This window comes from Bacillus sp. R86525 (assembly GCF_042466195.1).
Classification (GTDB): Bacteria; Bacillota; Bacilli; order Bacillales; family Bacillaceae_G; genus Bacillus_A; species Bacillus_A nitratireducens.
The window spans coordinates 5,048,924-5,065,162 of record NZ_JAXHPX010000007.1 but is presented as its reverse complement, the minus strand read 5'-3'; the positions used below and the strand labels follow the sequence as shown (position 1 = coordinate 5,065,162).

Annotated in this window: 15 protein-coding genes; 12 read left to right on the top strand and 3 right to left on the bottom strand. The window is 36.9% G+C overall.

Going from position 1 to position 16,239, the window contains the following annotated elements; all coding sequences use genetic code 11:
• Positions 1–27: 27 nt before the first annotated feature.
• From SJY24_RS28665 to SJY24_RS28655, 3 genes are all read right to left on the bottom strand, one after another.
• Complete coding sequence (locus tag SJY24_RS28665; RefSeq protein ID WP_002091335.1) at positions 28–219, bottom strand: DUF3926 domain-containing protein; 192 nt, start codon at positions 217–219, stop codon at positions 28–30.
• The gene (locus SJY24_RS28660; RefSeq protein WP_377867070.1) at positions 212–1,393 is read right to left on the bottom strand and encodes an ArsA family ATPase; all 1,182 of its coding nucleotides are present in this window, start codon (positions 1,391–1,393) and stop codon (positions 212–214) included. The genes SJY24_RS28665 and SJY24_RS28660 overlap by 8 nt, the downstream gene beginning before the upstream one ends.
• Before the next feature lie 76 nt (positions 1,394–1,469).
• On the bottom strand, positions 1,470–1,952 hold the full coding sequence (locus SJY24_RS28655) for a MarR family winged helix-turn-helix transcriptional regulator (protein ID WP_000942491.1): 483 nt from the start codon (positions 1,950–1,952) through the stop codon (positions 1,470–1,472).
• A gap of 231 nt (positions 1,953–2,183) precedes the next feature.
• On the opposite strand from SJY24_RS28655, the gene SJY24_RS28650 reads away from it, so the two are divergent.
• The 12 genes from SJY24_RS28650 (at position 2,184) to SJY24_RS28595 (ending at position 16,234) form a co-directional block, all read left to right on the top strand.
• On the top strand, positions 2,184–2,420 hold the full coding sequence (locus SJY24_RS28650) for a YiaA/YiaB family inner membrane protein (RefSeq protein ID WP_001254393.1): 237 nt from the start codon (positions 2,184–2,186) through the stop codon (positions 2,418–2,420).
• Positions 2,421–2,561: 141 nt separating this feature from the next.
• Positions 2,562–2,852, top strand: coding sequence for an Asp-tRNA(Asn)/Glu-tRNA(Gln) amidotransferase subunit GatC (gene gatC, locus SJY24_RS28645; protein WP_000086999.1), 291 nt, complete (start codon positions 2,562–2,564; stop codon positions 2,850–2,852).
• Positions 2,853–2,866: 14 nt separating this feature from the next.
• Positions 2,867–4,324, top strand: coding sequence for an Asp-tRNA(Asn)/Glu-tRNA(Gln) amidotransferase subunit GatA (gene gatA, locus SJY24_RS28640; RefSeq protein ID WP_000051449.1), 1,458 nt, complete (start codon positions 2,867–2,869; stop codon positions 4,322–4,324).
• A gap of 14 nt (positions 4,325–4,338) precedes the next feature.
• Positions 4,339–5,766: an Asp-tRNA(Asn)/Glu-tRNA(Gln) amidotransferase subunit GatB gene (gene gatB, locus SJY24_RS28635; RefSeq protein WP_128856104.1), complete on the top strand. Its 1,428-nt coding sequence runs from the start codon at positions 4,339–4,341 to the stop codon at positions 5,764–5,766.
• Between the two features lie 510 nt (positions 5,767–6,276).
• A complete protein-coding gene (locus tag SJY24_RS28630) occupies positions 6,277–7,182 on the top strand; it encodes a diacylglycerol kinase (protein ID WP_000977668.1) in 906 nt (301 codons plus the stop codon).
• A gap of 808 nt (positions 7,183–7,990) precedes the next feature.
• Positions 7,991–9,121, top strand: coding sequence for an RNA-guided endonuclease InsQ/TnpB family protein (locus SJY24_RS28625; protein WP_377867069.1), 1,131 nt, complete (start codon positions 7,991–7,993; stop codon positions 9,119–9,121).
• Between the two features lie 147 nt (positions 9,122–9,268).
• On the top strand, positions 9,269–10,015 hold the full coding sequence (locus SJY24_RS28620) for an HAD family hydrolase (RefSeq protein WP_377867068.1): 747 nt from the start codon (positions 9,269–9,271) through the stop codon (positions 10,013–10,015).
• A gap of 154 nt (positions 10,016–10,169) precedes the next feature.
• Complete coding sequence (gabT, locus tag SJY24_RS28615; protein ID WP_377867067.1) at positions 10,170–11,534, top strand: 4-aminobutyrate--2-oxoglutarate transaminase; 1,365 nt, start codon at positions 10,170–10,172, stop codon at positions 11,532–11,534.
• 115 nt (positions 11,535–11,649) lie between these two features.
• A complete protein-coding gene (locus tag SJY24_RS28610) occupies positions 11,650–13,032 on the top strand; it encodes a sigma-54 interaction domain-containing protein (RefSeq protein ID WP_377867066.1) in 1,383 nt (460 codons plus the stop codon).
• Entirely contained in the window at positions 13,010–14,419 is a 1,410-nt protein-coding gene (locus SJY24_RS28605; protein ID WP_377867065.1) for an APC family permease, read from the top strand. Before SJY24_RS28610 ends, SJY24_RS28605 begins: the two co-directional genes overlap by 23 nt.
• Positions 14,412–15,863 carry an NADP-dependent succinate-semialdehyde dehydrogenase gene (gene gabD / locus SJY24_RS28600; protein WP_377867064.1) on the top strand — a complete coding sequence of 484 codons (1,452 nt, stop codon included), beginning with the start codon at positions 14,412–14,414 and terminating at the stop codon, positions 15,861–15,863. Before SJY24_RS28605 ends, gabD begins: the two co-directional genes overlap by 8 nt.
• 47 nt (positions 15,864–15,910) lie before the next feature.
• Positions 15,911–16,234, top strand: a complete 324-nt coding sequence (locus tag SJY24_RS28595) for a DMT family transporter (protein ID WP_000263263.1) — start codon at positions 15,911–15,913, stop codon at positions 16,232–16,234.
• Positions 16,235–16,239: the final 5 nt, after the last annotated feature.

The following is a 16,239-nucleotide window of genomic DNA, read 5'->3' as shown; positions in this document are numbered from 1 at the left end:
AAGAAAAGGCTTTCTACAAGGGTATAGTTATTCAATTATGATGCTTTTTAAATTACTTTCAGGTTGCGGTTGTTCTTCCGCATAAGAGGAGAGCTCCTCTTGCAAAATATTTAGTGCGTGCTTAGCTGATTGCTGAATCGGATTCGGTAGCTCTTCTAATATACGCATACCGATTTTTATTTTTGTACGAATTACCTTTCTTAGTAATTCATCATGCATGTACTACACCTCCAAACCGAATGTTTAGTACATCATCTTCAAACTTAGCTCCTTGAATAGAAAGGTGCGTTAATGTTTTTGGCAAGGTGATATTTCGCTTCATAGAGCCGGCTCGAATAATAAGTTCATCACCTTTTTGATTTAATGAAAGTTCACTTTTGTTTGAGAAGGGAATTGACAGAATGAAAATATACTCATCGCCATCTTTTTTAACATATTGTGTGCGGCCATTAAATTTCACTTCAGTAGGAGAAGGGTCTGATTTAAATAAAGCATTTCCTACACGCTCTAACATAGGTAAACCAACAACTTCTTGTTCAAACATCGGAGCTTCGTAAATAGGAAGTGGCTGAAAACTATCTTTAATTAACGCCTTATATTTCTTTTGTGTATCTTTCCATGCCTGAAAGTAAGGGTCGGTAACAGTGTTAGGGATGACGCGGTTAATCATAATGGCATCAACGTTATAATCGTATAAATTTAAATACGTAAAGCTGCGCTGAGCTTCTTTAATGACCATTTTTTCAGGATTTACAACGATGCGGATACTTGTTACCTCTCGGTTTGATAAAATATCTCTCATTTCTCCAAGCTGTTCAAGTGTATTTGTTAATTCGTCCATAATATCATCGGTTGGAAGGGGGACACCAAGAAGTGGTTGAGCTACAGGACGAACAACTTTTAAAATCTTCCTTTTAATAGGAAAGAGTTTTTCCATCCACCAGCCGAGCATGTCTGGAAAGCTAAGCATTGCTAAAGTTTCTCCAGTCGGTGCGCAATCAATAATGATGACGTCGTAAGTGTTGTTTTTATAGTAATCGAGTACTCGAAGTAAGCTAATTAAATCTTCCATACCAGGGAACATCGTTAATTCTTCTGTTGTAATATCATCAGCTGCTTTGGAAGTGAAGAGTAGTGTAATATATTTCTGCAATTTCCCCCAGCCTTTTTCCATTTCATAAATGGTGTTAATTTCTTGTGCCCACAAGTTTTCGCGAATTTCTAGTGGCTCAGAAGATAGTTTTATGCCAAATGAATCTCCTAAACTATGAGCAGGATCTGTACTCATTACCAATGTTTTTAATCCTTGTTTTGCACTTTGGATTGCTGTTGCTGCTGAAATGCTAGTTTTTCCTACGCCGCCTTTACCTGTATACAGAATAATTCTCATCATTAATATCCCCTTTGTTTCGAATATCGAATATTACGAGTGTCGAAATATTTAATTGAATAAAAACCCAACTAGGGTCTTATTCAATCGGAATGTTTTTCATTTTAGGTGTAGAAACCTTTTCTTCTGTTTTTTGCTGTGACGTAGCAATGTGATTCATGATCTTTTGGAATATTTGTAGTAAGAATGCTTTTTCTTCTTCTGACAATGCGTCTGTCACTAGGCTAAAGTAATGGGCTGCATTTTGTTTTACTTCTTGAACGAGCATTACGCCGTTTTCTGTTAAGCGAATTAATACAATACGTCGATCGCTTTCATTCCGGTAGCGCTCAATATACCCCTTTTTTACAAGACGGTTTACAACGCCTGTCGTTGTACTCATCGGTATATCAAGAAGATCGGCGATTTTTGTCATTGTAATATCTGTATTCCGCTCCATCCAAAGTAAACAAAATACTTCTGTTTTAGAAAGTGTTAAATCAAGGCTTACCCATTCTTCAGGATAGAAAAGTTTCTTGGCGTTATCTAGCAGTAAGTCTAAAAAATGTTCATATTGCAGCAATTATTTCCACTCCCGTATATTTCGAGGTTCGTAATATTTGTTTTTATTTTATGTGGAATTGAAATAAATGTCAATCATTTTAACTGTTTTTTCAGATTAGGCAGAAAATTATCTTTAAAATAATATTTTTTTATGATAGATTTATAAATAGCAAAATAGAATTTACATAAAAATCCATCATGATAAATATATTTATCTATAATGGGTGTACAGCTAACGAGGGGGAGAACGATGAGAAGACGAAATACGCAAGCGTTCACGTTTTTAGCATGGACTTCATTTGTTTGCGCGCTTTCCGGTATGCTAATTGGGATTTATACGTTAGATGAAACGCTTAGTGTAAAAGGATACTATTTAATTGGAACATTATTTTTAACAATGTCTTGTTTTGTATTACAAAAAACAATTCGTGATAATGAAGAGGATAACGAGAGATTTCCGAAAAATAAACCGTTAGATAAAGAGTAAATCGTAAAGAAAGGCATTTGCCTTTCTTTTTTTATGTAAAAATACCGTAAGTGCCGTGTGTTGACTTGCTTGAAGTACTGAAAATTTGGTATCATCAATAGTATTGTAGATTGAACGATATATTATGGAGGTGGCCTAGCCGTGTCAAGAATTTCCGTTGAGAATGTAAAGCACGTAGCACATTTAGCACGTCTTGCAATTACTGATCAAGAAGCAGAAAAATTCCAAAAACAACTAGATGCAATTGTTACATTTGCAGAACAGTTAAATGAATTAGATACAACTGATGTAAAACCAACAACTCACGTATTAACTATGAAAAATGTTATGCGTGAAGATGTACCAGAAAAAGGTTTACCAGTAGAAGAAGTATTAAAAAATGCACCGGATCACAAAGATAATCAAATCCGTGTTCCAGCAGTATTAGAATAGAGGAGGGAATTTCGATGTCATTATTTGATCATTCGGTATCAGAGTTACATAAGAAGTTAAACAACAAAGAAATTTCCGTTACGGATTTAGTAGAAGAATCTTACAAACGTATTGCGGATGTTGAAGATAACGTAAAAGCTTTTCTTACATTAGATGAAGAAAATGCCCGTGCGAAAGCGAAAGAATTAGACGCAAAAATTGGTGCTGAGGATAATGGTTTATTATTCGGTATGCCAATCGGTGTAAAAGATAACATTGTAACTAACGGCCTTCGTACAACTTGTGCGAGCAAAATGTTAGCAAACTTCGATCCGATTTACGATGCGACAGTTGTACAAAAGCTAAAAGCTGCTGACACAGTTACAATCGGTAAATTAAATATGGACGAGTTCGCAATGGGTTCTTCAAATGAAAACTCAGGTTTCTACGCTACGAAAAACCCATGGAACTTAGATTATGTTCCAGGCGGATCTAGTGGTGGTTCTGCAGCAGCTGTAGCAGCAGGAGAAGTATTATTCTCTCTAGGTTCTGATACGGGTGGTTCTATCCGTCAGCCAGCTGCATATTGCGGCGTTGTAGGTTTAAAACCAACTTACGGACGTGTATCTCGTTACGGATTAGTAGCATTCGCATCTTCACTTGACCAAATCGGACCGATTACACGTACAGTAGAAGACAATGCATACTTATTACAAGCTATTTCAGGTATTGACCGTATGGATGCAACTTCTGCAAACGTTGAAGTAGGAAACTACTTAGCTGGTTTAACAGGCGACGTTAAAGGTTTACGTATTGCTGTACCGAAAGAATACTTAGGCGAAGGTGTTGGCGAAGAAGCTCGTGAGTCAGTACTAGCTGCGTTAAAAGTATTAGAAGGTATGGGCGCAACTTGGGAAGAAGTATCTCTTCCACACTCTAAATACGCTCTAGCAACGTATTACTTATTATCTTCTTCTGAAGCATCTGCTAACCTTTCACGCTTTGATGGCGTACGTTACGGTGTTCGTTCTGATAATGTAAATAACTTATTAGATCTTTACAAAAACACACGTAGCGAAGGTTTCGGAGATGAAGTAAAACGTCGTATTATGCTTGGTACATTTGCTCTTAGCTCTGGTTACTATGATGCATATTACAAAAAAGCACAACAAGTACGTACATTAATTAAAAACGACTTTGAAAATGTATTTGCTAACTATGATGTTATTATCGGACCAACAACGCCAACTCCGGCATTTAAAGTGGGCGAAAAAGTGGACGATCCAATGACAATGTATGCAAATGACATTTTAACAATCCCAGTAAACTTAGCGGGTGTTCCAGCGATTTCTGTCCCATGTGGATTCGGTGCTAACAACATGCCACTTGGTCTACAAATCATTGGTAAACACTTCGATGAAGCGACAATTTACCGCGTTGCACATGCGTTTGAGCAAGCAACAGACTATCATACAAAAAAAGCAAGTCTGTAAGGAGGCGAGCATAGATGAATTTAGAAACAATTATTGGTTTAGAGGTTCACGTTGAGTTAAAAACAAATTCGAAAATTTTCTCTGCGAGTCCAACAGAATTCGGAGCGGAGCCAAATACACAAACAAGTGTAATTGACTTAGGATACCCAGGGGTACTTCCTACTTTAAATAAAGAAGCAGTTAACTTTGCAATGAAAGCTGCAATGGCATTAAACTGTGAAATCGCAACGGAAACGAAGTTCGACCGTAAAAACTATTTCTACCCAGATAATCCGAAAGCTTACCAAATCTCTCAATTTGATAAGCCAATTGGTGAAAATGGTTGGATTGAAATCGAAGTAGACGGTAAAAAGAAACGTATCGGTATTACACGTCTTCATTTAGAAGAAGATGCTGGTAAATCAACGCATACAGCTGACGGTTCATTAGTAGATTACAACCGTCAAGGTATGCCTTTAATCGAGATCGTATCTGAGCCAGATATGCGTACTCCAGAAGAAGCATATGCATACTTAGAGAAGTTAAAATCAATCATTCAATATACAGGCGTATCTGATTGTAAGATGGAAGAAGGTTCTCTTCGTTGTGATGCGAATATTTCACTTCGTCCTGTTGGACAAGAGAAATTCGGTACAAAAGCAGAACTGAAAAACTTAAACTCATTCACTTACGTGCAAAAAGGTCTTGAACATGAGCAAGTGCGCCAAGAAAAAGAATTATTATCTGGCGGTATCATCCAACAAGAAACACGTCGTTATGATGAAGCAACGAAGAAAACAATCTTAATGCGTATAAAAGAAGGATCTGACGATTACCGTTACTTCCCAGAGCCAGACTTAGTTGAACTTTACATCGATGATGAGTGGAAAGAAGAAATTCGTGCTTCTATTCCAGAACTTCCAGATGCACGTAAAGCTCGCTATGTTGCAGAAATTGGCTTGCCAGCTTATGATGCACACGTATTAACATTAACGAAAGAGATGTCCGATTTCTTTGAAGCAGCAATTGAAGATGGAGCAGATGCGAAATTAACATCAAACTGGTTAATGGGTGAAGTGCTTGCATACTTAAACAAACAGCAAAAAGAATTAAAAGACGTTGCATTAACGCCTGCTGGTTTATCTAAAATGGTTCAATTAATTGAAAAAGGTACAATTTCTTCTAAAATCGCGAAGAAAGTATTTAACGAATTAATTGAAAAAGGTGGAGACCCAGAAGAAATCGTTAAAGCGAAAGGTCTTGTTCAAATTTCTGACGAAGGTACACTTCGTAAGGTTGTAACAGAAATTCTTGATAATAATGAGCAATCTATCGAAGACTTTAAAAACGGTAAAGACCGTGCAATTGGCTTCTTAGTTGGTCAAATTATGAAAGCGACAAAAGGACAAGCCAACCCACCGCTTGTTAACAAAATCTTACTTGAAGAGATTAATAAGCGATAAAAATAAAAGAGGAATGCTTATTTTCGAGCGCTAAAATAGTATAGATTCTTAAAGATTAAACAGAAAAAACACCCATATTTGGGTGTTTTTTCTGAGTTAATCAAACGTTTGTTTAAATGGTGAAAAATAATTTAAATAAACGTTTGATTAACTGTCAAAGGTGAAAAAATGTTTGTATAGCAACTATGGTATGATAGTTGCAAAAAGGTGGGAATAATGATAAATCTAGACATAGAGGTTTTTTTCATCTCATGAAATAATAGATAATTATTATTCGTTATATGTAAATTGTTGTGAGGAAATAGATGGACATAAATTTTTTTGTCAAATAAAACAAAACCATTGAAAATGAATATTTACTTTTGATGGGCTACACGAATCGGGTTCTTACTGCCTGTTTGAGCGAGATAAAAGAAGGATAGGAAGATGAGAGGAGGTAGGCATGGGAATACTGAATAGATGTTCGGTATGTTCTTTTTCGATACATAAAGAAATTTCCTGTGCTAATAAATGATGAAGCGAGCAAGGATTATTTATAACCCTACTTCTGGACGCGAGTTATTTAAGAAGAGCTTACCAGAAGTATTACAAAAATTAGAACAAGCTGGATATGAAGCATCTTGTCATGCGACAACTGGTCCTGGAGATGCAACTGTGGCGGCGAGGCAAGCTGCGGATCGTAAGTTTGATGTTGTTATCGCAGCTGGTGGTGATGGTACATTAAATGAAGTGGTGAACGGTTTAGTAGGACATGAACATCGTCCAAAGTTTGGAATTATTCCAGTTGGAACGACAAATGATTTTGCGCGTGCGATCGGTGTACCTCGTGCTATTGAAGAGGCTGCAGATATTATTTGTGAAGGGAAAACAGTTCCGTTAGATCTTGGTAGAGCGAATGATACATATTTCATTAATATCGCTGGTGGCGGCCGTATTACAGAATTAACATATGAAGTACCAAGTAAGCTGAAAACAGTATTAGGTCAACTTGCTTACTATTTAAAAGGAATCGAAATGTTACCATCATTACATCCAACATATGTTGAAATCGAGTATGATGGGAAGTTACTACAAGAAGAAATTACGATGTTTTTAATTACAAATACTCGTTCAGTTGGTGGATTTGAAAAGGTAGCACCATATGCGTCTATTAATGATGGGTTATTTGATTTATTAGTGCTTAAAAAAGGTTCTATCGCTGATTTAATTAAAGCAGCAACACAAGCGCAGCGTGGGGAACATATTAACAATCCAAAAGTGCTATATACACAAGCGAATCGAATTAAAGTGCATTCACCAGATAAACTAATGATTAATTTAGATGGTGAATATGGTGGAGATGCACCGATGGAATTCGAAAATATATATCATTGTCTGGAACTATTTGTTCCCGAACATCAAGAGGATGCCCTGTAAGGGCATCTTTTTTATTATATAGAGGAATTGTAAATTGGAAGTTAGTTTGATTTTTATGGTATTTTTACAATTCGTTTATGTTATATCCATACTTTATTGATACACTGGAGGAGATAAGAAACGAGAGGTAGGGTAACTAACTGTTACGATTTATTTAACCAATTATAACTAAAGTTAATTAAATATATCAGTAAGCCCTGCTAGTCAAGTGATTGGCTAGTAGTGAGGGTTAACTGCGGGCAATCCCTAAAGCTGATTGAACTACAACGTGGCTAGAAATAGCGAGCGTGAATGTCGCGAAAGCAGAAAAAATCAATCAGATCGTGCAAGGTTAAATCCTAAACACTAGAATAATGGGTCTTCCGCATCGAATCGTCTAAGTCAAAATTGATAAGATGAACGTTCAACGACTATCTCGTATAACTGACGAGAGTACATCACAAGCCTATGGTGATGGAAAAATCCTCTATCTCTAAAGAGATAAACATATAGTCTGCGCTCATGTGAAAACATGAGAAGTTCATAAGAGAACTGGCTAAGGAATTGCGCCCTTAGTTGAACGAGATAAATTTAATTAAATCTATCAAACTTTAATGAATCTATCGAACCTATGCATTATGGTAAATTCAATGAGGTGAGAATAATAATGAAATTTTCACGAGTTAGTCAAGTATCGGAATTAACAGGTTTGTATCCTAGTAGTCTTAGGAGAATGCTGATGGAACACGCTACTATTCAGAAGAACAAATCTTTCATTATCTGAAAGGTGAGTGCCCGAATAATCGCACAGTAAAGGAGTTAAATTCTGATGATATTGGCGAAGAAAGTCAGACTGATTCCAACGCCTGAACAAGAAAAAGTGCTTAGAAACCATGCCGGTGCTGCAAGATTTGCTTATAACTATTGTAAAAGAATGAGTGATAGATACTATAAGCTATTTGGAAAATCTGTTTCACAGTTAGCTTTACAGAAACGATTTACAAAGATCAAGAAGCGAAAGAGATACGAGTGGTTAAATGACATCAACGCACAAGTTCCCAAACAGGCTTCAAAAGATTTTGAGAAGGCGAGGAAACATTCGTTCAAAAAGTACAAAAATGGTTATCACACTTCTTATAAATCCAAAAAAGATTTAATTCAAGGATTTTATGCCAATTATGAAAGACTGATTATAGGAAAGAAAGTAGTTGATATTCAGTCTATTGGAGAAGTGAAAACAAGCCAACAACTACCAAGAAACAAAAAACCATCCAATCCAAGAGTTACATTTGATGGTCGTCACTGGTGGATTAGTGTAGGGTTCCAAGAAGATTTTGAATCCCAAGAACTAACCAATGAGTCGATTGGTGTGGATGTTGGTTTAAAAGAGCTGTTTGTAGCTTCTAATGGTACGAAAGAACGAAATATAAACAAAGATGCTAAGGTTAAAAAACTTTTGAAAAGGAAAAAGTCAGCGCAAAGAGATATGTCTAGGAGATTTAAAAAAGGTGTAAAAATTCATTATGCCGGATATGAAAAAGCTAAAACTGAGCACCTGCGGTTATCTAGGAAAATTACGAATATCCGAAATAACCATATCCATCAAGCAACAGCTAAATTGGTGAAAACCAAACCAATGAGAATTGTTGTGGAAGACTTACACATCTCAAACCTGTTAAAAAACAAAAAACTATCGAAAGCATTTTCATTTCAAAAATTAAACTTCTTCTTTCAATGTTTGTCATACAAGTGCGAGAAGTATGGCATTGAGTATGTAAAAGCTGATAAATGGTTCGCCTCAAGCAAGATTTTCTCATGTTGCGGAGTAAAATACGACCATTCAGTTCAAACAGAAGGACAGTGGAGTTTAAAAATACGTGAGTGGCGTTGTGTTGGGTGCAATAGCCATCACGATAGAGATTTAAATGCTTCGATAAATTTATCAAGATGGGTAAAATAAAAGCTTGATAATATGAGGTAACGATACTGCCTCGTGTGGAGTGTTATACCCCTCGTCCCTTCGGGATTGCGAGAACACGATGAAGCACTAACTTGTGTAAATTTGATTGAATTGTATAGATTTAGTTAAGTTTATCGTATCGGTGCTATGGAGAAGGTAAAAGCAATATTATTTGATAAAGACGGGACATTAATGGATTTTCATTCAATTTGGATAAAAGTGGCTGAAGAGCTTGTCGCTGAATGTATAAAATTATATCAACTCCCACAGTCAATGCAGCAGGCTTTATTAAAAGAAATCGGTGTGGATGGGGCATTTGTTCATCCTCGTAGCGCAATAGCTGCTGGAACGAGCCTTGATGTTGCAAAGGGGCTTTGTAAGTATATTACGTCATCTAAGGAAGAGGAGATGCATGAATGGGTAAGTGAAAAGTTGTTTTCTCTTATGTATGAGCATCGTTCCTATATGAAAATGACGGCGGATTTACCGAGAATTTTACAAGGTTTAAAGGATAGAGGATTTATTTTAGGTGTTGTTACAGCTGATGATTTTGCACCGACAGAATTGTTTTTAAAACAGTATCAATTAGAGTCTTTTTTTGATTATGTTGTAGCTTCAGATACGTTTCCGGCACAAAAACCAGATAAAAGAATTGTAGAATCTTTTTGTGAGAAGTTTCATTTAGAAGCATGTGAAGTAGCCATCGTTGGAGATACACCAACTGATTTATATTTAGCGAGAAATGGCGGCGATTGCTATGCAATTGGAGTACTGTCTGGCACAGGAGATCGTCAAACTTTAGAACCACTTGCGGATTTAGTAGTACAATCTGTTGGGGATTTTATTTCTCATTCAGGTGAGTTTATTTGGGAACAAGCAAAGTCTAATGTATAAACGGATAAGTCTATAAAGACTCTTTATGAGTCTCTATAGACTTATTTTTTATGCCGCGATATTAAGAGAATGGGATGAATACTAGAAAGGGGAAGTTGGCATACATCTTGCAATATAAAGAGAAAACATTGTATAGAAAAGGATGGGGTACACAATGAACACAAAAAAATTTGCTAAAGTAAATGAACAAATTCCAGGACCGAAAGCAGCGTCTTTATTAGAACGCCGCCAAAATATAGTACCAAAAGGAGTAAGTAATGGGATTCCAACATTTGTACAGTCTGCAGATGGAGCTCTTGTAACAGATGTTGATGGTAATCAGTACATTGATTTTGCAGGAGCAATAGGGACAATTAACGTAGGACATTGTCATCCAGCTGTTAAAGAAGCGCTTCATAAACAAGTAGATCAATATATTCATACGGGATTTAATGTCATGATGTATGAGCCGTATATTGAATTAGCGGAAAAGCTTGCTGCATTAGCGCCAGGGAGTTTTGATAAGCAAGTCCTGTTTTTAAACAGTGGTGCAGAAGCAGTTGAGAATGCGGTGAAAATCGCTCGTAAATATACGAAGAGACCTGGGATTATCGCATTTTCTAAAGGGTTTCATGGGCGTACATTAATGACAATGACGATGACAAGTAAAGTAAAACCATATAAATTTGGATTTGGCCCATTTGCTCCAGAAGTATATAAAGCGCCATTCCCATATGAATACCGTCGTCCAGAAGGATTAACAGAAGAGCAGTATGATGATTTTATCATTGAAGAGTTTAAAAACTTCTTCATATCAGAAGTAGCACCAGAAACAATTGCAGCCGTTGTAATGGAACCTGTTCAAGGGGAAGGTGGATTTATCGTTCCAAGTAAGAAATTTGTTCAAGAAGTACGCAGCATTTGTTCAGAGCACGGTATTTTATTTGTAGCGGATGAAATTCAAACAGGATTTAGTCGTACTGGAAAATACTTTGCAATTGATCATTATGATGTCGTTCCAGATTTAATTACGGTATCTAAATCATTAGGTGCTGGTGTACCGATTAGTGGTGTTATTGGGCGTAAAGAAATTATGAATGAATCTGCACCGGGAGAACTGGGCGGAACATATGCAGGAAGCCCACTAGGATGTGCGGCTGCATTAGCTGTGCTTGATGTAATTGAAAAAGAGAAATTAAATGATAGAGCGATAGAATTAGGAAAAGTCGTAATGAACCGATTTGAAGAGATGAAAAATAAATATAATTGCATTGGTGATGTGCGCGGCTTAGGGGCAATGTGTGCATTTGAGCTCGTTCAAGATCGTAAGACGAAAGCGCCTGACAAAACATTGGCAGCTAATTTATGTGCGGAAGCAAATAAACGCGGATTACTTCTACTATCAGCAGGAACATATGGAAATGTTATTCGCGTGTTAATGCCATTAGTTATTAAAGATGAGCAGCTAGAGGAAGGTTTAACAATAGTTGAAGAATCATTGCAAGCTTGTTATGAGCAAGCAAACATCGCTCGTGTTTAAAAACTGAATTATAAATCGCAAACATTCTAGCTTACTCTATATAAAACGCAGAAAATTCACTTTATAATAAAGGTAGTAAAGTGAATCGATGGATATGAAGTAGGGAGTGGCTAGGATGGTTGCAGAAAAGGAACGAGTGTTGATGGATTTACAAGATGTATTTGAATATGCATTTGACGAAATTTTTGTTACAGATGATAAAGGAATCGTTGTACGTGTAAATAGTATGTGTGAAAGACATTACCAGCTCGCTGCTAAGGAATTAGTAGGAAAGCATGTACAAGAACTACAGAAAGAAGGAATTTTTTATCCGTCTGCAACGCTAGAAGTAATTGAAAAGAAAAGGCCAGTTGAACTTGTTCAAACAACAAAATCAGGAGAATATTTACACGTTCGCACGCGTCCAGTATTTGATGAACAAGGTAATTTAAGACGAGTTATTAGTTATTCCCGAGATCTTACAGAACTCTACCAATTACGTAAGAAGGTAGAGGAGATGGATAATCAGTTAAAGACATATAAGAAAGAATTAAGAGAAACATATGAGCATGAAGGGCTTATTTTTAAAAGTATTGCTATGCAAAAAATAGTCGAAACAATCAAAAAAGTTTCCGTGGTGGATAGCACTGTTCTCGTATTAGGTGAGACGGGAGTAGGAAAAAGCCGATTAGTACGCCATTTGCATGAAGTAAGTCACCGGAAAAATGAAAGTTTTTATGAGATTAATTGTGCGGCATTGCCGACGAATTTAATTGAATCTGAGCTTTTCGGATATTCAGGTGGGTCTTTTACAGGGGCAAATCGTGAAGGGAAGAAGGGACTGTTAGAAGCAGCGCATAAAGGAACTCTTTTCTTAGATGAAATCGGTGAAATGCCGCTTGAAATTCAGGCAAAACTTTTGCAAGTATTACAGGAGAAAACATTTCGGCCGGTAGGAGGAAGAGACTTAAAAAAAGTAGACGTTCGTATAGTCGCGGCTACGAATAGAGATTTAAGTAAAATGGTAAAAGAGGGGACATTTAGGAAGGATTTGTATTACCGCCTAAATGTAATCCCAATTTCAATTCCTCCGCTTCGTGAAAGAACAGAAGATATATTACCGTTAGTCTATCATTATTTACAGCATTTCAATAAAAAGTATGGACGTGATGTGAAGCTAGCTCCTAGTACGTTACAAATGTTTGTAGGGTATTCATGGGAGGGAAATAATAGAGAGATAGAAAACGTAATCGAGAGGATTGTTATAACTGCTGACGATGTTGTCACGATAGAAGATTTACCGATATCGATGCAGGAGTCTACAGTTGAGCAATCGGGTCAAAGTCTCTATAAAATGTTAGAAGAAGTGGAACGAAACATTATCTTAAAAACATACAAAACACATGGATCCAGTTATAAAGTCGCAGAATTCTTGAAAATAAGCCAATCTGCTGCTACTAGGAAAATTAAGAAGTTTATAGAGGAGGATTATATAGTTGGAGGAGAAGAAGGAACTTAAAAAAGTGCTATCACGTTTTGATGTTCTTTTCCTTGCGATAGGCGCCATGCTTGGATGGGGTTGGGTTGTACTCTCAGGGGATTGGGTTACATCGGCTGGTTCTATAGGGGCAGTTATTGCTTTCGTTATAGGAGGATTACTTGTTATTTTTGTTGGACTAACATATGCTGAACTTGCTTCTGCCATGCCGGAAACAGGCGGTGGTTTACTATATGTAAAAAAAGCATTTGGGAAAAAATCAGCATTTATCGCATCGTGGGCAATGGTACTTGGATATGTATCAGTTGTTACCTTTGAAGCTGTTGCTTTACCAACGGTGGTAGATTATATACTGCCAAATTATCAAAGTATTTATTTATGGACGATAGGAGGCTGGGATGTATACTTGACGTGGGCGATGATTGGAATGGGCGGGGCATTACTTATTACAATCATTAACTACTTTGGTGTCAAAACAGCCGCTGTATTTCAAAGTATATTTACAATATTTATTGTAGCGACGGGCATTATGCTCGTTTTTGGATCTAGTTTTAACGGAGATACAAAAAATTTAGAACCATTTTTTATAAATGGTGCAGGCGGAGTAATGGCTGTCCTTATAATGGTTCCATTTCTGTTTGTCGGATTTGATGTAATCCCGCAAGTAGCGGAAGAAGTGAATCTTCCATTTAAAGAAATTGGAAAACTTTTAATATTCTCTGTTGTTTGTGCGGTCGTATTCTATCTACTTATTACAGTTGGAGTTTCGATGGCATTAGATCAAAACGCACTCTTGAATACAAAATTGGCAACTGCTGATGCGATGGGAGCAGTATTTGGATCGAAAATATTTGCGAATATTTTAATCTTTGGCGGGTTAGCTGGAATTGTTACAAGTTGGAATGCTTTTATTATTGGAGGTAGTCGTGTGTTATATGCGATGGCTAAAAATGAAATGATTCCAGCTTGGTTTGGAAAAGTACATCCGAAATATAAAACACCTACTAATGCGATTATATTCCTAGGGATGTTATCATTTTTTGCTCCGTTACTTGGAAGACCAGCACTGGTATGGATTGTAAATGCAGGTGGACTTGGGATTGTTGTTTCATATTTATTAGTTAGTTTATCATTTTTAAAGTTACGCAAAACAGAACCTAATATGGCTAGACCGTTTCGCGTGAAGAATGGAAAAGTAGTCGGGAGTATAGCAGTAATATTAAGTATTGGTTTTATTTTATTGTATATGCCAGGGATGCCTGCTGCATTAATTTGGCCGTACGAATGGCTAATGGTGTTAGGCTGGACGGTTTTAGGTGGTTATTTCTTTATGAGAATGCTGTTTGATAAGTATAAGAACAATTCTAATGAGAATGAAGATATAGAGGAGGAAGAAAACATTGGATAAAAAAGCGACGTTCGTAAACTTAGAGAAAAAGGCGATGTATATAAACGGTGAGTGGATTACACTGCAAGAACAAATCGAAGTAAATAATCCAGCGACAAAGGAAGTATTTGCAACTGTGCCAAAGGGCGGGATTACAGAGGCAAAGCAAGCAGTTGATGCTGCACATGAAGCTTTTAAATCATGGTCAAAATTAACTGCAGCAGATCGCGCAGTAAAGTTGAAAAAATGGTTCACACTCATTGATGAAAATAAAGAAGAAATTGCAGCAATTATGACGAGAGAACAAGGAAAGCCGTTTGCAGAAGCACTTGGTGAAGTAAATTATGCAAATAGTTTTGTTGAATGGTACGCAGAAGAAGGAAAGAGAATATACGGTGAAATGATTCCTGCTTCTCATCCGAATAAACGTATTTTAGTTATAAAGCAACCAGTTGGGGTTATGGCAGCTATTACACCGTGGAACTTCCCAGCTGCTATGATTACGAGAAAGGTAGCTCCAGCGCTTGCAGCGGGCTGTACAGCGGTTGTGAAACCAGCGAGCCAAACACCATTAACGGCATTGAAGTTAGTTGAATTAGCACATGAAGCGGATATTCCAAAAGGTGTAATAAATATTGTGACAGGTAGTGCAAAAGCAATTGCTGATACGTGGATGGAAGATGAGCGCGTTCGAAAAGTTTCCTTTACAGGATCAACTGAAATTGGGAAAGAATTAATGGCTAGCGCTGCACAAACGATGAAAAAGGTTTCACTTGAGTTAGGTGGTCACGCTCCATTTATTGTTATGAATGATGCTGATTTAGATAAGGCGGTAGAAGCGGTAATCGGTTCGAAATTCCGTAACGCAGGACAAACGTGTATATGTACAAACCGCGTCTTTGTTCAAGAAGAAGTGTACGAAGAATTTGCAGGAAAGTTCACAAAAGCTGTAGAGCAGCTTAAAGTTGGAGACGGATTCGGTGAAGGAACAACTGTAGGTCCACTTATTGATGCGAATGCAATTTCGAAAGTACAAGAACATATTGAAGATGCAATTCAAAAGGGTGGAGAAGTTTTATACGGTGGCCATAAATTTGCAGAGTTAGATGGATATTTCATTCAGCCAACAGTAATTGGATTAGCAAATGACACGATGCTTTGTATGAATGAAGAAACATTTGGGCCGGTTGCACCAGTTGCTAAATTTAAAACGGTTGAAGAAGTAATCGAACGTGCAAATAATACACCATATGGCTTGGCTGCTTATATTTTCACAAAAGATATTAGTCAGGCATTCCAAATTAGCGAAGCATTAGAGTACGGAATTATCGGATTAAATGATGGACTTCCATCAGTTGCACAAGCACCATTTGGTGGCTTTAAAGAAAGTGGTATCGGCCGTGAAGGAGGCCATTTCGGCATCGAGGAATATTTAGAAATTAAATATATTTCGTTAGGGCTATAAGTAGTATACTAGAATCTCGATAAGGTAACAGAGAAGGAGATTCTAGTATGGTATATTGGCTATTATTACTCGTAACAATTATTTTTGAAGTAGCTGGAACGATTGCGATGAAATTATCGAACGGTTTAACAAAGCCCGTTCCAAGCGTACTTATTTTCGTATTCTATGGAATTTGTTTCAGCGTGTTTGCTATCGTTGTTAAAAAGATTCATTTAAGCATTGCTTATGCAATTTGGTCGGGTGTGGGAACGCTACTTATTACAATCATTAGTGTGTACTTTTTTAAAGAGCATATTAATTTATTCCAAGCATTTTGTATTCTCTTTATTGTTTTAGGAGTAATTGGACTTAAGGTTTCATCGGCATCATAAAAGGC